Origin of the sequence: Holdemania massiliensis (assembly GCF_022440805.1) — a bacterium.
Lineage (GTDB): Bacteria > Bacillota_I > Bacilli_A > Erysipelotrichales > Erysipelotrichaceae > Holdemania > Holdemania massiliensis_A.
Window position 1 is genome coordinate 4045206 of the sequence record NZ_JAKNTK010000001.1, and the last position, 20098, is coordinate 4065303.

Genomic DNA, 20098 nt, shown 5'->3' on the forward strand with positions numbered 1-20098 from the left:
GTTAATAACAGGCGATGTTGCTGTCGGTCCGGGATTCCGTTCCGCCAATCAACGTGCCGTTCTCCATTCTGAGAATCATTTGTCCGCGGCCGAAAACACCCGGATCTAAGCAGACTTCAATCCGATGTCCGCGCTGCTGCAGGGCCTTTGCCAGGGCTGTCGGGAAATGCGGTTCCACAAAAATACGATTGTCCCGCTCCCACAGCCAGCGTGGTGCATCCAGCGCCATCTGCGGGTTGAGATGAAAATCAATCAGATTCATCGCCACCTGAACATGGCCCTGCGGCTGCATATATCCACCCATCACGCCGAAAGGACCAACAGCCTTGCCCTGGTGCATGATAAAGCCCGGGATGATGGTATGGTAGGTTCGCTTGCGTGGTTCCAGGCAATTCGCATGTTGTTCATCCAATGAGAAATCATGACCGCGGTTCTGCAGGGAAATGCCTGTGCCTTCCACAACGATCCCGCTGCCAAAGCCCATATAATTACTTTGAATGTATGACACCATGTTGCCTTCTTCATCCGCGGTGCATAAATAGACGGTTCCGCTCTGCGGCAGTTCGCTGACCTGCGGATCCTGCGCCTGCTCACTGATCTGAGCAGCCCGCAGCCGTCCCAGCTGAGGATCCAACAGCTGCTCTGTTTTCACCTTCATCGCTTTCGGATCTGTAATATAGAACAAGCCGTCCTTAAAAGCCATTTTCATCGCTTCCAGCTGACGGTGCACCGTTTCAACATGCAGCTTCTCCGCAAACTGGAACTCTTTTAAAATATTCAGGGCCATCAGCGCGACAATCCCCTGACCATTCGGCGGAATTTCACAGATTTCATAGCCGCGGTAATTCAAACGGATTGGATTCACCCATTCGTTTTCAAAAGCTTCCAGATCCGCTTTGCGCAGATATCCGCCGAATTTGCGGCTGCAGGCGTCAATCTGATCGGCAAGCGGTCCCTTGTAAAAACTGTCAGCCTGCGTCCTGCCAATTTCCTTTAATGTTTCCGCGTGATTTTTTAATGTGATGACTTCACCCGGCTGCGGAGCCTTTCCGTGAGGGGCAAACGTTTTGAACCATTCGTCGAATTCTGGCTTGCCCGCAAATTCTTTTTGATATTTCCGAAAAGCGGCCTGCCAGTAATGCGCCAGCGTCGGTGGGCAGGGATAGCCTTCCTCAGCATAGCGAATAGCCGGCGCTAAGCATTGAGCTAAAGTCAGCCTTCCGAAACGCTCGTTCAGACTTTTCCATGCTTTCACCGCGCCGGGAACGGTAACCGGCGTCCAGCCGAATGTCGGCATATTCGTCATTCCCTGAGCTTTGAGTTTTTCCGCGGAAATCGCCTGCGGGGCAAAGCCGGAAGAATTCAGGCCTACTAATTCATTTTTATGCCAGACAATCGCAAAGGCATCGCTGCCTAAACCATTGGCCGTGGGTTCCACCACCGTCAGCGCCGCCGCTGTGGCCACCGCGGCATCGATCGCATTCCCACCTTGTCTTAATATTTCCAGACCGGCTGCACTGGCTAGAGATGATCCTGTGCAGACCATGCCTTTGCGGGCCATGACCGGATAACGATTCGATGGAAACGGTTGGTGATAACAGTCAAAATTCATCATTGATTTTCCTCCAGTAAAGCTTTGATTTTCAAAGTCATAGCGATTGTCTTGCCATCGATGATTTCGCCCCGCATGACCTGCTCGACTACCTCATCCAGAGGGACCTTGACGCAGTTGAGAAATTCATCTTCATCTAAATGCGTGCCGACAAAGGTTAGTCCTTTGGCCCAATACATTTGGATGGTTTCTTCCAGGTAGGCCCCGGTAGGAACCATCTCCCCAATAAACTGGAAAGTTTCAGCGGTGTAGCCGGTTTCCTCCTGCAGTTCCCGTTTGGCCGTAATTAACGGTTCCTCGCCTGCTTCCCGCTTCCCAGCCGGAACCTCGCGCATGATTCGCTGTTGAGCATAACGAAACTGATCGACAAGCAGCAGTTCATTCTGATCCGTCAGTGCCGCGATCGCCACTCCGCCGGGATGCTCAACCACCTCACGGATTGTTTCTGTTCCGTCCGGCAGTCTGACTTCATCATGCCGGACATGGATTAAGCGGCCCGTAAACACACGCTTCTGTGATTTTGTTTGTTCTATGAGTTCCATCTTCTCCCCCTCGTTTCTTTTTAATTCTGTTGATTCTATTTCATTTTCAGACTCTGATTTAGTTATAGAGAGATTTCGAAGAAAAATCAAGTTCAAAATCAGCTTCCTTTATTTTAATCAAAATCCTAGACTTCTTAAATCCTAATGAAACATTTAGCATAGGAAGTTCCAAGAAAGTCGATTATTCTTCTTCTCATTTGATCAGCTGAACCTAGGGCCAAGGTAACCCTGCGGTGACAAAGTCTCTCAATTCGGGAGTGAATTCGGTTTTTTATGAGCTTAAATCTTTTTCTGTGTTCTTTCTCATTGATGAGCTTGCGCTTGCGGACTTTCTTTCTAGCTGTTGTTCAGCTTGTGAAAGGGAATAAAGCACTGAGCTTCTCCTAGTCTTCTCTTTCTCCGCATTATTTTGCAAGAAGCAATAACGGAAGTCAAAATGATGTGCTGGCTGATCCGTCTTCTCACCGAGTCTTTTTTTGTTTTGTGGTTTCGCTTTTCTGCTTGTCTGGTATAATTAAAACGATCGTAATTTCAATTGAATCTGAAATCATACTGAGGTGAATCCAATGAAAAAAGGAGTAAGAATAGGGTTAATCATCATCGCTGTACTGTCCGCCATTGCCGGCTGTACTTATGCGGCGGCCAACTGGGCAATGGATTCCATGCTGAACCAAATCGAGCATGGTGAAAAAATCGCAAGCGAGGACGCGGCCATCGCACCGGAAGTCAGCGAAGCGGTAAAGGAACAGAACATTGTCAACATTGCGTTGTTTGGAGCAGACAACAGCCAGGGACCGACGGGAACCGATGAAGACCGCAGCGACGCGATGAAAATCATTTCTCTGGATTTTGACAACAAGAAGATCAAAATTACCTCGGTGGAGCGCGACGTGGTTGTGTGGATTCCTGGAGATCATCAGAAATACGGACATTTCAACTGGGCGTATTGGTTCGGCGGTCCTACCCTGGCGGTGCAAACACTGAACTACAATCTGGATCTGGATATTACGCAGTATGTAACCTTCAGCTTCAGCGCTGTGGAAAAGCTTGTCGACCTGATCGGCGGGGTCGATATTGAGCTGACCGCAAAGGAAGTCGGAGCGCTGCGGGGAAACACTAAAAACAGCGTGCATACCGGAAGCAACACCTTGAATGGCTATGATGCTATGTTATACTGCCGGCAGCGTTACATTGACAGCGACTTTGTCCGGATGGACCGGCAGAACAACGTCATCAACGCGATCATCGCCAAACTGAAGCATAAAAATATTCTGGAGCTGATGGAAATTGTCAATACGATGCTGCCTTCAGTGACTACGAACTGCACCAATACGGAAATCAAAGATTATCTGATTTCCCTGCTGAGTTTTGATCTCAGCCACATTGAAACTTATAAGGAACCCAGCGGTGAATATGACGACATCATGCGATGTCCGGGATTGGGCGGTTATCTGGTGCGCAGCTACAGCGATATGGTTCGTCACCTGCACGCCAACATCTATGGCAATGACGAGTATGAGCCAAGTCAGACCGTGATCGACAATGAGAAAAAAACCTATAAAACCTATGGAGAATTTAAGAAATAGGCTGACTGCTGGAAATCATATTCACTGATATTTATAAGGATCTATAAATTGCTTTTTTGATTCTGCTTATTGGAAAAAACTGAAAAAGAAACAGAGAGAAGGAATTTTCATGCCGGGTATCGGAACTTTGATTAATGCGGCAGCGGTGATCGGCGGCGGAGTTTTAGGGCTGATCTTTCGAAAAGGGTTGCCGCAGCGTTTTCAAGATACGCTGATGCAGGCGTTGGGTTTATCCACAATCTTCATCGGCATTGCCGGGACGCTGGAGAAAATGCTGATCCTTCATGGCGAAACGGTCAGCGCTGAAGGGACGATGCTGGCGGTGCTGTCTCTGGCTGCCGGCGCGCTGTTGGGCGAAGGAATCAACCTGGAAAAGCGCTTTGAACAGCTGGGACAGTGGCTGAAAAAGAAGACCGGAAGTGTACAGGATACATGCTTTTTAGAAGGTTTTATAACAGCGTCCTTAACGATCTGTATTGGGGCGATGGCGATTGTCGGAGCGCTGCAGGATGGATTATCCGCAGATCCTTCTTTGTTAATCACCAAGGCGGTGCTGGACTTTTTAATCATTATGATTTTTACATCCGCTTTGGGCAAAGGGGCGATCTTTTCTGTCATTCCGTTGGTTTTGTTTCAGGGATCCATTACGCTGCTGGCTCAGTTCATTGCCCCGCTGCTGAGCGAGCCCATGATCGCCAATATTGCCATGATCGGTTCAATGCTGATCTTTTGTGTCGGTGTCAATCTGATGTTCAACACCAAAATCAACGTCGCCAATTTGCTTCCCGCTTTGATCATCGCGGCAATTCTGACGCCGTGGTTTTAAGTTTTCTGACAAATTTCAGGAAGAAAGGAGCAGTTGTTTATGCTTTTCCCCATTTGCCAATCCGTTCAGGTATCGGACTTCGAATTGGATCTGAGCGGTATGCCTTCTTTGCGAAGTGCTAAACTGATCAGCGTCACCGGCAGCGGCAAACTGACAAAATAAATTATGCCAATAAAGGATACGGTCTATGCTTATCATTCTCTGGTTCAAGTAACGTTCAATCAAGTTCCGATCATTCAGATGATCATGTCTGGCTGTCCAATCTGTATTCAGAAAGCACTTTATTAACCCTATAAGAATTTCCTAACGATCCCAAGTAAAACAACTTTTTATTTATTGGCTTCTCAACTATTCAGTCTTCATGATGATATTTTATAGAAAATCCTTTGCCTATCATTATAAATCACGATAATATTTCTTTTTATGACGATTATCGCGATATTATCGCGATTGTTTTTTTTATACAATTGCGATAAAATACAGTTGATTACAACGGAGGGATCGTTATGGATTTTATTGAAAGTAGTAAATTAGAACTTAAAGAGTTGATCAACAGTGATTTTAAAAAAGAGATTATTGCATTTGCCAACACGGATGGAGGAGAAATTTATGTTGGTGTTAATAAACTAGGAAAGATCGTGGGCGTTGAAAACGCAGAGAAAGAAATGGAACGAATCAGCTGTATGATCCACGATGGTATCCATCCAGATCTGATTCCTTATACAACTATTGATACGCTTCGAATTGACGGAAAAGACTTGATTCATGTCCAAATTTCTCGTGGTGGAAAACCACCCTATCATTTGACAGAAAAAGGATTAAAACCTAGCGGCGTTTATGTCCGCCATGGTGTAACTTCTATTCCAGCCAGTGAAGAAATGATTCGTGACTTAATCCGTCAAAGTGATGGATTAACCTTTGACAAAATGAGATCTTTAAATCAAGATTTAACCTTTCATTATGCCGAAGCTTATTTTATCAAGCGAAGTGTTGCCTTTAAATCAGAGAATCAAAGATCATTAGGTCTTATTGATGCAGACGGTTATTACACAAATACCGCCTTGCTCCTATCCGACCAGTGCGAGCATACAGTTAAATGTGCAGTATTTGAAGGAACGGGAAAAACATTATTTAAAACTCGGAAAGAGTTTAATGGATCACTATTAAAGCAACTGGAAGAAGCTTATGAGTATATTACTGTCTTTAATAATGTTCATGCTGACTTTGTTGGATTAGAGAGAATAGAATCATTTGATTATCCTGAGTATGCTTTGCGTGAAGCTTTACTGAATACATTGATCCATCGTGATTATAATTATTCAGGCAGTACCATCATCAATATTTTTACAGATCGTATTGAATTTGTTTCCTTGGGCGGTTTAGTTAAGGGGCTTTCAACTACTGATATTCTGCGCGGTGTCTCACAGTCCCGGAATATGCTTTTGGCTCAAGTATTTTATCGTTTGAGATTAGTTGAGAGCTTCGGCACAGGAATTCAAAGAATTTTGGAAAGCTATCAGGAGACATCACTTCATCCAGAATTTATACCCGGACCTTCCTCATTTATCACAGTCCTTCCTAATATGAATTACGCCGATATACTCCCAGATACTGATTTATCTGCTTCAGAAAGCAAAGTATTAAATTTATTAGCACAGAAAAGAGAAATCTCTCGCTCTGATGTAGAAAAACTATTAAATTGCTCAGCTTTCCCTGCTCGAAAACTTTTAAATTCATTAATTGCTAAAAATAAAATTCGTGTGCTAGGAAATGCCAGATCGACTAAATATGTTTTAGAAAACAATTCAAAAAAGTGATCTATTTATCGAATGCTGGCATGCAATAACAAGGATAAAAACAACTCCCATCAGAAAATATCGGCTCTTTCTAAGTTTTGGGTAGCCGATAATTTTAGCACTCCATAACAGAGGTGCTTTCAGTCTGTATTTTCGCAGATTTAAAGTACCTATTTTTCAAATAAAAAATTACAAAAAAAGTACCCTTTTGAATTGATTCTTGATGGAGGCTGCAGTAAAACACGAATTCTAGAATACAGCCGGCTAAAGATAAACAGTTACGTTTTAGGCACTTCCGCCTTATTTGGCCAAGAAAAAAACTACGCACAATTGTTGCAGCAGCTGAACATTTAAGTCTCTAACTACTAACTACTAAAAAAGCTACAACACATTCTCAGGAACAAAAGTGTTATAGCTTTTTTTTCGGTGATAAAGCTTTCTTACCGCAAGGGCTTCTGGTAATAACTTTCCGTCTTATAGGCAATCTTTTGCTTAAAGCGGGCAAAAAGCGGATGTTTGTTCCACCGCTGTAAATCTTCGGCAACTTGCCAGGCAATCCATTGAAATAAAGGCAGGAAGACCAACGGTGTTAAAGCTTCCTCAAGCTGCCGGTTTAATGAAAAAGTAGTTGGCAGTGAATCGGAAGCCGTCACAGTTACAAGAACTGTCCGTTCTGTAACCTGGCGCGTCGCTTCGGCAATGGCGTTAATCCGATCTGCAGTTTCATCGCCGGGATTGAGGACAAACACAGTGTATTCCGGGGTTAACTGCAGGTTAGGGCCATGCAGATATTCCTCACTTTCGTAGGCGCAGGTTGGAATGCCGACGGTTTCCCCAATCTTCAGCGCGCCTTCCAGCGCCGCACCATAACAAGCTCCGGCGCCTATCACATAAACCTGACGCATCGACGTGATCATCGCATAATTACGTTTTACCCAGACTTCGCTCTGTTTTACTGCTTCTCCATGGATCTGAATCGCTTCCTCTAACGCCTTCTCCGCTTCCTTCAATTGCTGCATTGAAATGCGCTGCTTTTCCTGGGCAATCCGCAAAGCAAACAACCATAAAAATAAAATCAACGTCACAACGCCTTGAGTAACATAGCCCACTTTTTCTTCGCCAACGCCCCAGTCGATCACGACATCGGCTTCCTGTTTAAAATCACTGTTGAGATTGCCCGTGATTCCAATAGCAAGCCGGCCTGCGGCTTTGATCGTTCGTAACGATTCAATCGCATTGGTGCTGCATCCGCTCTGCGACAAAACAGCGCAGAACCCAATACCGTCGAGCGAGTTTTCATAATGAACAAAGGTAAAGGGCGTGATCACACGGACGCTTTGCCCTGATATCTTTTCCATCCAGCGCCGGGCACAGACGCAGCCGTTATAGGAAGATCCGGAGGCAATCAATAAGATCTCCCCCTGCGGCGCTTTGTTGTATGCCTGAATTATGACTTCGGTCAGAGTTCTTCGATTTCTAAAATTCTGAACCAGAACGGCATTGCTGGAAAGAATATAAGTCTGCATTGTGGGTTTCATCAGATTCTCCTCCTGAATAGAATTGAACTTTGTTTTTTGTTTGCGATTCAGGGCTGAATATAGAAAGTGAAACAGCGAAAGAAATCAAATATGGATTTCCTTCGCTTTCATCACATCCAATATTTCGCACAATCGCTGGATTGACTGCTGGGCCTGACTCTGATCAAATCCGAATCGGCGATCCTGTTTTGCCAGAACGTACATGCCGGCTGCAGCGGCAGCGGCAATGCCCACCGTGGAATCTTCAACAGCCAGACATCGGCTGCAGGGAAGTCCTAACTGAATTGCCGTATAGCGATAAATTTCCGGATCAGGTTTGCTTTTAACGAATTGTTCTCCGGAAACAATGACATCGAAATAAGCCGTGAGGCCGCACTGACTCAGCATCTGATCTATCGCAGAACGCGGGGAAGAAGAAGCCAGCGCTGTCCTGACCCCTTCCCTTCTCAACTGGTTCAGCACGGGGAGGGCGTCCTGATCCAGCACTTCATCATAGCGAACCGGCCGCTCTTTCCAATATGCCCGGTAAAGCTCCTGCAGCTGGGTCATCGAGATGGCTTCCGGCCAGTAAGAAAGCGCCCACTGCCAGGTCATGCGGGATGACCATCCGACCGTCTTTCGATAACTTTCATCCTCCAGCGCAATTTGATGCGCCTGCATAAACTGCAGGAAACGCCTCATATAGACCGGTTCACTGTCAACCAGCACACCGTCCATATCAAAGATCACAGCTGACATTTGCTTAATAATCAAACTGCCTGTAGTAACGGCGGAAAGCCAAGGAATGACCTGTATGATGTTCCCAATGGGCAGCTAAACGGCCGGTTGTGATCGTTTCAAAAACCATTGGGCTGCAAATATCCGCAAACTTTTCATCAACACCCGGAATCAGATAGTCCGCTAAATCAATGACAACCTTCTTTTCCGCATATTGATTCAAGAACTTTTCAACCCGATCATCCAGTGGGCGGCAGGCGTCAACGCCTTTGACTAAGATTACTAACGTATCTTCATCCACTAATTCCAGGGAACCATGGAAGAATTCCGGTGAGGAAACGGCTTTGGTCCGTTTCCACTGCATCTCTTCCAGGATGCACATCGTAAACATGTAGACATCACCCCAAATTGTTCCTGAACCAACCCACATCTGATAGTCCTCTTTGTGGTACTGCTTGGCAATTTTGGCAGCCTCCGGTTCAAATTTTTCCTTAACCTGAATTAAGCCCTCATGGACATGTTCCATTTCCTGAACGAATTGTGGATAATCCGGAAACTCTCCGCGCAGCTCCGCCAACTTTAACAAAATATAATAGAAGCTCAGATACGTGTTTTCAACTCCGCTGGAATCAATCAGACAGACATGATCAGCACATTCTGCCAGCGGTGTTTCCGCCTTAGTGATCGCTACGGTTTCAATTCCGCGTTCTTTGCACCACTTGACTACAGCGACAGTTTCCTTCGTATCTCCTGATTTACTTCCGGTAATAACAATCGAATTGCTCGTCAGCTGCTTATGACCTTCCAGCATCAGCTCTGCGGCATTCACGCAATATACTGGAATTGAAGAATGATTTTCAACAACTTTCTTCATCGAAGTGAATTCCGCAGTCGTGCCCCCGACACCTGTCAAAAATAAATTTGTATAGCCCCGCTGGTGCAGCTCAGCGGCGATCGCTTCCAGTTCTTCACGCTTGGAAACGACCATCGCCCCCATCTTGAGATATTCATCCTTTTCAAATTTTAACATGTTCATCTTTTTGCTTTCTCCTTCCATGTTTTTTCACGATCTTGATCATCATCGGTCTTTCCCGTCTTTTAGGCCTTTCCGATTTTTTATTGAAGTTGGATCTGCTTTCCCGTCTTTCTGCTTACGCCAAGAATCCAAAGAAGGCGCCGACAATTCCCACACCCATTAAAAGGAACGTCATCGGCAGCGGCTTCACGCCCTTTTTCAATAGCCAGTAAACGATGCCAAACAAGCACATCGGTACTAAGCCCGGTACGATTCCGTCTAAGATACCCTGCAATGCGGTTGCGGTTTCCCCCACGCCGACTGTGATGTTCAGGGTTACATACACCATTTCTGCCGTCATAGCTCCGGCAACGATCAAACCGACAATCGAAGCTCCGTAAGTCAGAAGCTGCATCGCTCCGGATTTTTCTACTTTCTGCAGGAAATCAGTTCCCAGGTTATAACCCCAGAACGTGCAGAGATAACGCAGAACAAAGTGCGGAACATTGAAGATCAGTAAATACAGGATCGGACCGAGAATATTCCCCTGCAAAGCAAGTGAAGTTCCCACGCCGGTTGCCAGAATCCGCAGCGTTCCCCAGAAGAAGCTGTCGCCGATTCCAGCCAGCGGTCCCATTAATGCGGTCTTCACGGTAGAAACCGAAGTTTTGTCGAACGTTTCCGGATTCTTTGCGTTCAGTTCTTCCATCGCCGCGCTGATCCCTAACGGAAGCGTGATGATGAACGGAGTTGTATTGTAGAATTCCATGTGCCGAACCATGGCGTCGGACAGGTCTTCTTCTTTGTATAATTTTTTCAATACCGGAAGCAGGGCATAACAGTAGCCTAAATGCATCTGACGTTCATAGTTCCAGGTGAATTCCATCGGAATTGAACGCCAGAAGACCTTCATCAAGTCTTTCTTCGTTATTTTGGTTTCCTGAGTTACCAACGGTTTAGAAGTCATCGAGTTCCACCTCCTGCTGAACCTGTTTTTTTTCAGTTTTCGCTTCAATTTGAACAAGAACGATTGCTAAGATCACGGCGAAGATTGCACAGCCTGTCGTTGAAATTCCAAAATACTGGACAACGAAGAATCCCATGAAGAAGAAGACGGCAACGCGCTGATTCATAATCATCTGAGCCAGCATCGCAAAGCCTAACGCTGGAATCAGGCCGCCGGAAATATTGATGCCGGTCTGAACAAATTCCGGAATGTGATTGAGCGCCGCGGTTACGGCATCGGAGCCGAAGTAGAAGGCCAGCGGTACAATGGGAAGGAATAAAATCTTCGATGCAAAACCGGTAATCCAATACATTCTTTCAAACTTCTTGGAATCGCCTTTCTCTGCATATTTATCACATTTATGCATCAGATACAGGCCGATTGGCGTTCCTAATGAATTGATAGCCAGCATCAGCGTCGCTATCGGATAACCTAAGGCCAAAGCGGTTTCCGCGCCAGCCCCGGCTTTAATCGCAAAAGCGGTGCCCAAAATTGTTCCGGAAATCATATCCGGCGGAATATACGCGCCGATGGAAACTGCACCGACAAACGCTAGTTCCAAAGCGCCGCCGATGATGATTCCTTGTGTCAGATCGCCCATGATCCAGCCTGTCAGCATTCCCAAGACAATCGGACGGTTGATCAGGCTGGTGCCAAACATAGTGTGGCAGCGGGCCAGCAGAGTGATCAGTGTGATCAGTAAAGTCTGTGTTATCAGCATACATTCTCCCTTCTTACAGAATGGTCTGTGCGTTTATTTTCTTTTCAGATGGAATCATCTGAATCCGCAGTTCAATATTTTTCTGAAGACACTGGCGCAGCAGCGCTTCTTCCTGTTCCGTGACATAAATTGCTTTTGATAGTTTTTTCTTCTCCGGCGCTGATTTCGTTCCGCCCAGATTGATCAGCTTAAGATCTGCAGCTTCCGCAATTTTAACCGCGTCCGCAATCGTATCCGTGACGATGAACAGTTTATATTTGTCTGTCACCCCGGATTGGATTGCCCGAATGGAATCAGCAATATTCTTCACCACCAGCTTGACTCCCGGAGGACGGGCAATTTTGACCGAAGTCAGCCGCAGTTCATCCTGGAGCAAGGAATCGCTGGCTAATAAAATACAGTCCGCGGACAAATGCGACGTCCAGGAAAACGCAACCTGACCATGAAGCAAACGGTGATCAACACGCAGTAACTTGATCATTTCATCCTCTCCTTCTTAAAATTCATCGGTATCCTGAGCTTCGGGTAATGGATCGTTGCAGTAAAGAATTCCCTGACGAGCTTCCTCAACGCACCGCCGTATCAAATCTTCTGTCGATTCTTCGGCTGAGCCCAAAATCAGACTGAGCGCCAAGAGTAAATTCATGCCGGTCACCAGATGGGTACGCGGCCGTTTCGTCAGTTCCAGCAATTCATTGTTTACGCTTCCGCCAAACAAATCCGTTACAAGAATGACCTCATCCTCCGGGTCCATCTTGTTTAAGTCCTGCAGCATCTGATCTTTAAAATGAACATCCGCAGCCTCAGTATAAGCGCTGTACACTTTGAGGTTCTGCTGAGTTCCTGCGATCAGCTCGACCGCACTCAGTATCCCCTTTGCCAGTTCGGCATGAGAAGCTAATAAAATCTGTCTCACAATCACCCTCCTTTTTTTGATTTCATCCGCGCGTTTAAGTGGTTCTTTTTATAATCCACTTTATGAATTTATTATACCAATTAGAATGTTCTTTGCAAGCGTTTTCTTTAGTATTTTTTATGTGATCTGTTTCTTGGTTGTTATTAAACGGCAAAAAAACCGCCTTCTATAAAGCGGTTTTTGAATATTTCACGATTCAATAAACTTGTTTATTCTGAACGATACGAACTAAATCGGAAGTTGGTCTTATCCGTTCGGATATAGGTTCTGGTAAATTCAACGATCCTTCCGCTGCGGTCACGGCCGGTGTATTCAAAACAGAAAACAGCCGTTCCTGGGTCAATTTCCAGCTGTCCTGCCTCCCGCTGCGGACACCCCACCACCATCAGTTTCTGACCGAATTCGACCGGCAAATGGTTTTTATTGTTCATGTAGTCATACAGCGAAACCTGCGCATAATCATTGAGATCAGCATCCTCAAAGAGCGCTCCCGGAATATAGGTATATTCAATAGCCAACGGCTGCTCATCCCCATACCGCACGCGGTGCAGGGCAAAGATCTGATCGGCAACATCCAGCCGCAGACGCTGACTCATCGTGGGATAGCCCTGGACGAAGCCATGAAAAATAACTTTGCTGGAAGCCTTCATTCCGACTTTTTTTGCACGGGCGCTGATCCCATAATTCGCCTCGCTGCCGGCGGTTCCTAACAACAGTTTATTCTTCTCGCCACGGACGAACGTCCCTTTGCCCTGGATTCGATAAAGATAGCCGTCTCTGACCAGCACCTCAATGGCATTTTTCACCGTCATTCGATTGATGTCGTACAGCTGGGCCATTTCCCGCTCAGAAGGAATCATTTCATTCGGCAGATATTCACCGTCTTCAATTTTTTTAATAATGCTGTCGCGCAGCTGCATGTAGATCGGCGGTCTGTAATTCATCGTCCTTCCCCCCTACTTAATGAAAACAAAGCGATTCATCAGCATCATATTCTCGCTGTATTCCAGTTTGCGATTCTGCGTATCATAAACGATTCCATGCTCTTTGATCAAGGAAGCTCCTAGATCAACTTTCAGCAGCTCGCTTTCCATTTCGTTCGCATGAATAACGCTGATTTCCTGTTCAGCCCGATCCATGACAATGTGATACTCTTTCTCCAAAATGGCATACAGCGAACGGGAAGTGAAATCGAATTTTTCCAATCCCGGAACATATTCGGCAAAGGTATAGCTGATTTCGATTGAAATCGGTTCTTCTTCCAGTTTGCGCAGCCGGCTCAGCTTATACAGCGGAGTGGCGATTGGGATGTCCAGCCGTGCCGCCAATTTCTTATCCGCCTCAATCTTATCGAACTGCAGCAGCGTGATGCTGGAAGGCTTGCCCATCAATTCCAAAATATGCGTTGTCGAACGGAATTCCTTGAGATTTTTAGTAATCCGCCGTTTGGCCACATAATAACCGCTGCGGTTCTTAGAATAAATATACCCTTCATATTTTAAAATCTGCAGACTTGAACGTACCGTCAACCGCTGGACTGAAAACTCGTCGCAAAGTTCTCTTTCCGAGGGGAGCCGGCTGTCTTCCGGATATTGTCCGTTTTCAATCTGGGATCGGATCTCATCCGCAATCAAAACATCTAAGGTTATGCCTTTCATACACTTCACCCGCGCTTTCAATGCTCACTACCATTTTTTAAGTTTATTATACCAGACTTTGATCAAATTTCTACAAATGCGTGATCAGTCCCAAAAATATTCCTGCTTTGCCGATCTTCTGCCTCTCGTTTCTTTCTATTGTACGGCTTCTGCTTTGCCTTCTGTCAGGTTTTTCAGCCAGTTTCCTTTTCTTAAAAACCAGGTAGCCAGACAAACCTTGATCAGACCCGCACCTTCGACCAGACAATACGCCGGGAATAAGGAAACCCTGAACACCCGCGCTACCAGAAAGCTCAGCAGCACCGGGCCAAACCAGGTAAATAGGCCGTCGATAATCAAAACGGACTTGGTATCGCCTCCCGCCCGCAGAATATAATACACCGTATTGGCATATCCCTGCGTCCAGGCCAGAAAGGCCTTAGCTAAAATCAAAGCCGCAGCCATCGAAACATTCGACGGACTCAACGAGAACCAGACCGGCGCCCAGCGATGAATCGCTACCAGAATCACACCGCCGGCCAGATAAACCGTCAGCGCAAACCCGATCATTTTTTTAGCGTCCTGCTTCGCCTGTTCCAGCTTTCCGGATCCCAGCGCCTGACCGATAATCACACCGACCGCGACCGAACAGCCGCTGAAGGCAACATAAACAAGATTGCTGATATTATCGACAACGGTGATCGCCGGAATGTATTGTTCGGCAATAAAGCTGTAATTGATAAAGATCATATTCAATCCCAGCGACCAGATCAACTCGTTGCCCATTAACGGCAGCGCCTTGCGGATGACTGTCCAGCGCATCGAACCGCTCAGTTTATTTTTCAGTCTGAGCTTTAACGCCGGCAGGTAACGGCGGGAAGCATAGAACAGATAAGCGGCTTCCAAAAGCCGGGCGATCATCGTTGCCACGGCCGCGCCGATCACTCCCCATTTAGGAAATCCGAACAGGCCGTAGATCAGGACGGCATTCAGCACGATATTGACACAGCAGGAAATCACACCGGACACCATCGGGATCGCCGGCCTTCCCATTACCCGGCAGGCAACGCTGATCATTGAGGTGCAGGCAAAAGGCAGCAACGTCCAAAGCAATACCCCCAGATAAGCCTCCGCATCCGCCAGTACAACCGGATTTTGAACGAACAAGCCGAGGATCGGCTGCGGGAAAACGACGAGGATGACCGTGACAAGAATTCCCATCAAACAGCACAGGATCAAACCAAAATTATACAAGTCTGTGATCTGATCCTCCTGCTGCGCTCCCATGTATTGAGAAATAAAGATCCCAATTCCATTGCTTAAGCCAAACAAAATCAACTGATAAACAAAAAAGACCTTGTTAACGATGGCGACCGCACTGATCGCATTTTCACCAATCCCGCCGATCATCATCGTATCGCATAGGTTCAGCATATTGGTCAGCAGCTGCTGGATCATTACCGGCAGCGAAAGCAAAATCACCCGTTTTAGAAATGCCCAGTTTTCCCGTTTCATCCTGAATTCCCCCTTATCCAAGCTGGTTATGAGAGTTATTGTAAGGCGAAACGGCGGCGAATGCAAGCTGCCGGTCATGCCCAATGGTTCGATAAAATGAAAGTGGATGCGATAATCCTGATGCACTATCCGCTTATGTCCCTTCAGTCTTGAAAGACGGCCTACGCACTGCCCCATTCATTTCCGCAATAAAATTTCTGAATTTCAACCCTTATTTTTCACAAATCAATTCGTGTTAAAATTCTCGAAAATATAAAATAAACACAACTTTCGGACTCGCTTTTTCAGGCTGATCGAAAACTCCAAAACTTGGGTTCAATTTTGAAAAAGCAGGCTCAAGTTCCCTCTTTTCTGAGCAGGAGGGATGCTGCAACGGATCTTAAAATGTGGGAATTTTTAGTGAAATAGTCCTGTATTCTTGATCTTTTGCTTTAACTCGTTTAAAATAAGCCAATATGTTCAAATTGTGAAAATACATAAGGAAGGGGTTGATGACCTTGAAACAATCCTTGGACTTTATAAAAAAGCATAGGGCTCTGATCCTGCGGCTGTTCTTGATGGTGGCTTCGCCATTTTCAGCTGTTTTTCTGATGCAGTATGTATACTGCGGCGATCCCTGGCTGATTTCCGGTTCGGCTTTTGTTGCCAATGCCCTCTGTGTGGGGGCGGTCTATTATCTGCTTTGCGCGCTGATCCGCAAACCAGCGGCCTGCAGTCTGATTGTTCATACTTGCTGCGCACTTTTCGGCGCGCTTAATTATTTTGTGTCCGTGTTCCGCGGCACGCCTGTTTTGCCATGGGATCTGACCGCCCTGAATACGGCGCTGGCAGTTTCTTCCACCTATGATTTTACGCCGACTTTACCCATGATCCTAGCTGTCCTGCTGTTGGTGGGGATGCTGATCGTGGTCATTTTTCGGCACCGCCGCGATACACTGCCGTTTGCGCTCACGCCGCGGTTTCTGCTGCCTGTTCGGCTGGCCTGCCTTGCCCTGGCTTTGCTTTGTGCCGGACTGATCTCACCGCACAATTTGTCCCGCTTCAACGTCCGCACTGATGTTTGGGATCAGCGCGGTGCTTACCAGAAAAGTGGGATTCTCGCAACCTTTTTAAGAAATACTGAATTTATGAATGTTGATGTCCCTGCCGATACTTCTGTGGAAAAGCTTGATCAGATCCTGAGCGAAGTCACGGTTGAAACACCCGTCCTATCGCTGCCGCAAAATCCCCATGTTATCGCAATTATGAACGAGTCGTGGGCTGACTTTGAAGAATTCGGCAATCTGAAACTCACGCAAAGCGTCATCAGCCGTTTTTCCGACCTCGACAACGCCCTTTTCTCCCATGCCTATGCCTCGGTTTTCGGTGCCGGAACCAGTGCCAGTGAGTTTGAATTCTTAACCGGCAATTCGATGGCATTTCTTCCTTCCGGCAGCATTCCTTATCAACAATACATTCTGAAAGATTCGTTTTCCCTGGCAGCCCATCTCAAACAGCTCGGCTATCAAACAGCCGCGTTTCACCCAGGTGAGCGAAGCTCCTGGCAGCGGGATCAGGCTTATCCGCGGTTAGGCTTTGATACCTTCAAAAGTGCGGAGGAACTGGATGTTCCGATGACTCTGGAACATGGCTATATCAGCGATGAAACCGATTTTGATCAGATTATCTGGGAATATGAGCATCGCGATCCGGAGAAACCGTTGTTTTTGTTTAATGTCACGATACAGAATCACGGCGCTTACACGGTGAAGGACTATCCGGCGGCGGTCGATCTGCTGGACGAACCGGAAAAATACCCGATGGCGCAGCAATATCTGACGTTGATCAACAAAACAGAAGAACAATTTTTGCGGCTGACCGATTACTTCAGCCAACAAGAAGAACCTGTCCTGATCCTGATGTTCGGCGATCATCAGCCATCAGTGGAGCCGGAGTTTCTGGAGAAAGCCTATGGCGTTGGAACCGAGGCCATGAGCATGGAAGAGTATATGAATAAATATCGCGTTCCGTTTGTCCTCTGGGCCAATTATCCGCTCCCGGAATTAGATAAAACGGAAACCAGCTTGAATTTCCTGTCTCAGCTGCTGCTCAATTGTGCCGGTCTGCCAGCGGATTCATATGGCCAATATCTGCAATCTTTGCAGCAGGACCTTCCAGTCCTGACCTTTGCGGGATATATGGACACGCAGGGGAAGGCGTACAGCCATTGGGAATCGACGGATTTTACCGCTATGATTCAGGATTATCAGACACTGCAGTATGAGCGTTTGTTCGGCACCTATTTTAACGATCAAGCCGAAATGGATCCGGAAGCAGCAGCTCAGCCTTGATCCTAAGCCTGAAAAGCTCCTCACCCTGAGGAGTTTTCTTTTTATAACCGTTAAGGGTAAAATGATCCGATGATTCTTTGGATAAGAACGAAAGGAGCGAATTCTGTCCGCTCCTTTTTGTGTTTTCTTATTTTTTCTTCTCTGTTTGAAGCGCTTCACGAAAGCAGAATCTTTGCGGACACTGCCTTCTAATGCGCAGAGCCTAGGAAGATAAAGCTTATTTTACCGCAGCCAATCGTTCATTCAGCGCGGTTTTCGCGGCTTCATCCGTCAGCTTTTCAACTAAGCGTTCAGCCTGGCTCTTCACCGCAGTCGAACCGGTCTTTTCCGCACGGCTGACTAACAGATCCATCAAGGCCTGCAGCGATTGTTCATCCGCTGCGTTCTGATAGCCTTCATCCGTTTCCATCAGCGTCAGCTTGTTCGCAACCATCTGAGCCAACAGAGAATCTGTACTCTCCATGGATGTCGCATTCAGCGCATCGTAGGCTAAAGTTGCCACACCGCCTAAAGTACCGCCGATAAAGTGGTTGCCATAGAAATAATTCGGATTGACTTCTGGATCAACAACCGGACTGTTAATCTTATTCGACAGCCAGATCACGATCAGATCATTTTCCGGGTCGATCAAGCTCAGCGTTCCCGTCCAACCGGTATGACCATAGGTTGAAGCTCCGGCCTGCGGACCAAAGTACCAGCTGTAACCATGATCGCCCATGCGCCGCCAGCCTAAGCCATATGTTTGGCTTGTGAACTTCGGTTTCGTGAACTGATCAATCGTCTGCTTCGAGAACAGCTTGACATCGCCATATCCGCCCTGGTTCAGCATCACCTGAGCCAGCCGGGCCAGATCCTGGGCATCCGCAAACAATCCGGCATGACCGGATACGCCGTTCATGGAATAGAATGCCTTTTCATCGTGAACTTCACCCTGAATGGTTTCGGTCCGATTCACTGTGAAGGTAATCGCACCGTCACGGGAATTGCCGTTCAGCTCGGTCGCAGCACACTGGTCTTTGTCAAAACCCTTCTGCAGCGGATTGAAGACAATGTGATCAAGACCCAGCGGTTTGTAGATATTTTCCTCAACATAGACGTCAAGATCCATTCCGCTGACCTGCTCGACAATCAGTCCCAAAAGCATGTAGTCGACATCGGAATACACCGTTTTGCTTCCTGGCTCATACTGCAGCGGTGTTTTCAGAATCATGTCTTGGGTCGTCTGTTTTTCTACAGAATACAGATCATTGACACCATTTTCAATCCCGTCATCTTTATCATAAGTATCATTGTGATACTGCGGATCGGCAGGGAAACCGGCCTGATGTTCCAGAATATTCTGAATCGTCATCGTATTTTTTCCCTGAATCGCTGCCCCTGGCTGATCTTTGAATTCCGGGAAATAGCTCTGGATCGTATCGGTGATATTGACTTTGCCTTCGCTGACCAACATCTGCAGCGCATAATTGGTGGCATACATCTTCGTATTGGAAGCTAAGTCATACAGCGTTTCTGTTGTCGACGGCACCGGATTGTCCATCCGCGTTCCATCCTGATTGTAGGAATTGGCAAAGCCATACGCTGTATTCTTAATCATTTTCCCGTCTTTAATGATGACCAACTGGCCGCCGGGGAACCCATATTCGACTTCTTTGTTTAACAGATCATCGATAAAGCCCAATTTTTCACTGCTGAAACCGACTTCTTCCGGTGTTCCTTCCAGCACGGTCGGATAGTCAACCTTGATATTCACGCTGGCAGTTTCCGGTAGAATGTTGGTGACCTGAATCGTGTTGATTTCATTGCTTGCCAACGCGGCAAAATCGACCGTGAAGGCCTTCCCGGCAAATTCACTGTGATCAATGGCCGTCCCATTGATAAACAGGTCGAAGCTCTCCGCACCTTCCGGCGTAACGGAAACCTTTCCCTGTCCCGCATAGGTTTTTACGGTTGTCAGGTTGTTCATCGCTAGGGTGTCATCCAAACCTTCCAGCGGATAGGTAACATCTGCCTGAACTCCCTTAACACTAACACCCTCGCTCAGTGTCACGCTGCGCGAATCCGTTGTCGGCGCCGATGGCTGGTCGGCAGTCTGCGGATTGTTTGCGCTGCAGCCCGCCGCAGTGGTGGCTAACACCGCGGCCAAGGCTAACAAAATCAGTTTTTTCATCCTTTTTCCTCTCCTTCGTCGAACTCTTTTTCCATTGTCTTCCTTTCGACTTCACCATCATAACAAAATCTGGTCTGACCAGTCAAGAAGAAAATTGAAGCGCTTTCAAAAATGTTTCTTCACAAAATAAAAATCTGTTCCGCTTCCGCTTATCAGAACAGATCCTTTCTT

General features: G+C 46.7%; 18 protein-coding genes. 5 read left to right on the forward strand and 13 right to left on the reverse strand.

Annotated features, from left to right (window positions below):
- Position 1: 1 nt before the first annotated feature.
- Positions 2 to 1615 (reverse strand): gamma-glutamyltransferase family protein, encoded by a 1614-nt coding sequence (locus MCG46_RS18830; RefSeq protein WP_240281346.1) that lies wholly within the window; start codon positions 1613 to 1615, stop codon positions 2 to 4.
- Positions 1612 to 2154, reverse strand: coding sequence for an NUDIX domain-containing protein (locus tag MCG46_RS18835; protein WP_240281347.1), 543 nt, complete (start codon positions 2152 to 2154; stop codon positions 1612 to 1614). Before MCG46_RS18835 ends, MCG46_RS18830 begins: the two co-directional genes overlap by 4 nt.
- 566 nt (positions 2155 to 2720) lie before the next feature.
- On the opposite strand from MCG46_RS18835, the gene MCG46_RS18840 reads away from it, so the two are divergent.
- The 4 genes from MCG46_RS18840 to MCG46_RS18850 all read left to right on the forward strand — a co-directional run bounded on the left by MCG46_RS18840 (position 2721) and on the right by MCG46_RS18850 (position 6383).
- Positions 2721 to 3740, forward strand: coding sequence for an LCP family protein (locus tag MCG46_RS18840; protein ID WP_240281348.1), 1020 nt, complete (start codon positions 2721 to 2723; stop codon positions 3738 to 3740).
- A gap of 109 nt (positions 3741 to 3849) precedes the next feature.
- Positions 3850 to 4566 carry a DUF554 domain-containing protein gene (locus MCG46_RS18845; RefSeq protein ID WP_240281349.1) on the forward strand — a complete coding sequence of 239 codons (717 nt, stop codon included), beginning with the start codon at positions 3850 to 3852 and terminating at the stop codon, positions 4564 to 4566.
- 39 nt (positions 4567 to 4605) lie between these two features.
- On the forward strand, positions 4606 to 4728 hold the full coding sequence (locus MCG46_RS19530; RefSeq protein WP_275890989.1) for a hypothetical protein: 123 nt from the start codon (positions 4606 to 4608) through the stop codon (positions 4726 to 4728).
- Positions 4729 to 5072: 344 nt separating this feature from the next.
- Positions 5073 to 6383, forward strand: a complete 1311-nt coding sequence (locus MCG46_RS18850) for an RNA-binding domain-containing protein (protein WP_240281350.1) — start codon at positions 5073 to 5075, stop codon at positions 6381 to 6383.
- Between the two features lie 419 nt (positions 6384 to 6802).
- Here MCG46_RS18850 and MCG46_RS18855 read toward each other — a convergent pair whose 3' ends face one another.
- From MCG46_RS18855 to MCG46_RS18900, 10 genes are all read right to left on the reverse strand, one after another.
- The gene (locus MCG46_RS18855; RefSeq protein WP_240281351.1) at positions 6803 to 7900 is read right to left on the reverse strand and encodes an SIS domain-containing protein; all 1098 of its coding nucleotides are present in this window, start codon (positions 7898 to 7900) and stop codon (positions 6803 to 6805) included.
- An 84-nt stretch (positions 7901 to 7984) separates the two neighbouring features.
- A complete protein-coding gene (locus MCG46_RS18860) occupies positions 7985 to 8653 on the reverse strand; it encodes an HAD family hydrolase (protein WP_240281352.1) in 669 nt (222 codons plus the stop codon).
- Positions 8643 to 9653 carry an SIS domain-containing protein gene (locus MCG46_RS18865; RefSeq protein ID WP_240281353.1) on the reverse strand — a complete coding sequence of 337 codons (1011 nt, stop codon included), beginning with the start codon at positions 9651 to 9653 and terminating at the stop codon, positions 8643 to 8645. Before MCG46_RS18865 ends, MCG46_RS18860 begins: the two co-directional genes overlap by 11 nt.
- Before the next feature lie 115 nt (positions 9654 to 9768).
- On the reverse strand, positions 9769 to 10599 hold the full coding sequence (locus MCG46_RS18870) for a PTS system mannose/fructose/sorbose family transporter subunit IID (RefSeq protein ID WP_020225844.1): 831 nt from the start codon (positions 10597 to 10599) through the stop codon (positions 9769 to 9771).
- On the reverse strand, positions 10589 to 11359 hold the full coding sequence (locus MCG46_RS18875) for a PTS mannose/fructose/sorbose/N-acetylgalactosamine transporter subunit IIC (RefSeq protein ID WP_020225843.1): 771 nt from the start codon (positions 11357 to 11359) through the stop codon (positions 10589 to 10591). Before MCG46_RS18875 ends, MCG46_RS18870 begins: the two co-directional genes overlap by 11 nt.
- A gap of 13 nt (positions 11360 to 11372) precedes the next feature.
- On the reverse strand, positions 11373 to 11840 hold the full coding sequence (locus MCG46_RS18880) for a PTS sugar transporter subunit IIB (protein ID WP_240281354.1): 468 nt from the start codon (positions 11838 to 11840) through the stop codon (positions 11373 to 11375).
- Between the two features lie 15 nt (positions 11841 to 11855).
- A complete protein-coding gene (locus MCG46_RS18885) occupies positions 11856 to 12275 on the reverse strand; it encodes a PTS sugar transporter subunit IIA (RefSeq protein ID WP_240281355.1) in 420 nt (139 codons plus the stop codon).
- 209 nt (positions 12276 to 12484) lie between these two features.
- Positions 12485 to 13219: a GntR family transcriptional regulator gene (locus MCG46_RS18890; protein WP_020225840.1), complete on the reverse strand. Its 735-nt coding sequence runs from the start codon at positions 13217 to 13219 to the stop codon at positions 12485 to 12487.
- A gap of 12 nt (positions 13220 to 13231) precedes the next feature.
- A complete protein-coding gene (locus MCG46_RS18895) occupies positions 13232 to 13933 on the reverse strand; it encodes a GntR family transcriptional regulator (protein ID WP_020225839.1) in 702 nt (233 codons plus the stop codon).
- Positions 13934 to 14068: 135 nt separating this feature from the next.
- Positions 14069 to 15427 carry an MATE family efflux transporter gene (locus tag MCG46_RS18900; RefSeq protein WP_240281356.1) on the reverse strand — a complete coding sequence of 453 codons (1359 nt, stop codon included), beginning with the start codon at positions 15425 to 15427 and terminating at the stop codon, positions 14069 to 14071.
- 491 nt (positions 15428 to 15918) lie between these two features.
- On the opposite strand from MCG46_RS18900, the gene MCG46_RS18905 reads away from it, so the two are divergent.
- Positions 15919 to 17757 carry an LTA synthase family protein gene (locus MCG46_RS18905; RefSeq protein WP_240281357.1) on the forward strand — a complete coding sequence of 613 codons (1839 nt, stop codon included), beginning with the start codon at positions 15919 to 15921 and terminating at the stop codon, positions 17755 to 17757.
- Positions 17758 to 17974: 217 nt separating this feature from the next.
- Here MCG46_RS18905 and pbp4b read toward each other — a convergent pair whose 3' ends face one another.
- Positions 17975 to 19927, reverse strand: a complete 1953-nt coding sequence (gene pbp4b / locus MCG46_RS18910) for a penicillin binding protein PBP4B (protein WP_240281358.1) — start codon at positions 19925 to 19927, stop codon at positions 17975 to 17977.
- Positions 19928 to 20098 lie beyond the last annotated feature (171 nt).

Coding starts and splice junctions, on each gene's coding strand:
- MCG46_RS18895 (WP_020225839.1), bottom strand. CDS start 13,933: ATGAAAGGCATAACCTTAGATGTTTTGATTGCGGATGAGATCCGATCC.
- MCG46_RS19530 (WP_275890989.1), top strand. CDS start 4,606: ATGCTTTTCCCCATTTGCCAATCCGTTCAGGTATCGGACTTCGAATTG.
- MCG46_RS18855 (WP_240281351.1), bottom strand. CDS start 7,900: ATGAAACCCACAATGCAGACTTATATTCTTTCCAGCAATGCCGTTCTG.
- MCG46_RS18835 (WP_240281347.1), bottom strand. CDS start 2,154: ATGGAACTCATAGAACAAACAAAATCACAGAAGCGTGTGTTTACGGGC.
- MCG46_RS18830 (WP_240281346.1), bottom strand. CDS start 1,615: ATGATGAATTTTGACTGTTATCACCAACCGTTTCCATCGAATCGTTAT.
- MCG46_RS18875 (WP_020225843.1), bottom strand. CDS start 11,359: ATGCTGATAACACAGACTTTACTGATCACACTGATCACTCTGCTGGCC.
- MCG46_RS18900 (WP_240281356.1), bottom strand. CDS start 15,427: ATGAAACGGGAAAACTGGGCATTTCTAAAACGGGTGATTTTGCTTTCG.
- MCG46_RS18865 (WP_240281353.1), bottom strand. CDS start 9,653: ATGAACATGTTAAAATTTGAAAAGGATGAATATCTCAAGATGGGGGCG.
- MCG46_RS18870 (WP_020225844.1), bottom strand. CDS start 10,599: ATGACTTCTAAACCGTTGGTAACTCAGGAAACCAAAATAACGAAGAAA.
- MCG46_RS18850 (WP_240281350.1), top strand. CDS start 5,073: ATGGATTTTATTGAAAGTAGTAAATTAGAACTTAAAGAGTTGATCAAC.
- MCG46_RS18890 (WP_020225840.1), bottom strand. CDS start 13,219: ATGAATTACAGACCGCCGATCTACATGCAGCTGCGCGACAGCATTATT.
- pbp4b (WP_240281358.1), bottom strand. CDS start 19,927: ATGAAAAAACTGATTTTGTTAGCCTTGGCCGCGGTGTTAGCCACCACT.
- MCG46_RS18845 (WP_240281349.1), top strand. CDS start 3,850: ATGCCGGGTATCGGAACTTTGATTAATGCGGCAGCGGTGATCGGCGGC.
- MCG46_RS18840 (WP_240281348.1), top strand. CDS start 2,721: ATGAAAAAAGGAGTAAGAATAGGGTTAATCATCATCGCTGTACTGTCC.
- MCG46_RS18905 (WP_240281357.1), top strand. CDS start 15,919: ATGACCTTGAAACAATCCTTGGACTTTATAAAAAAGCATAGGGCTCTG.
- MCG46_RS18880 (WP_240281354.1), bottom strand. CDS start 11,840: ATGATCAAGTTACTGCGTGTTGATCACCGTTTGCTTCATGGTCAGGTT.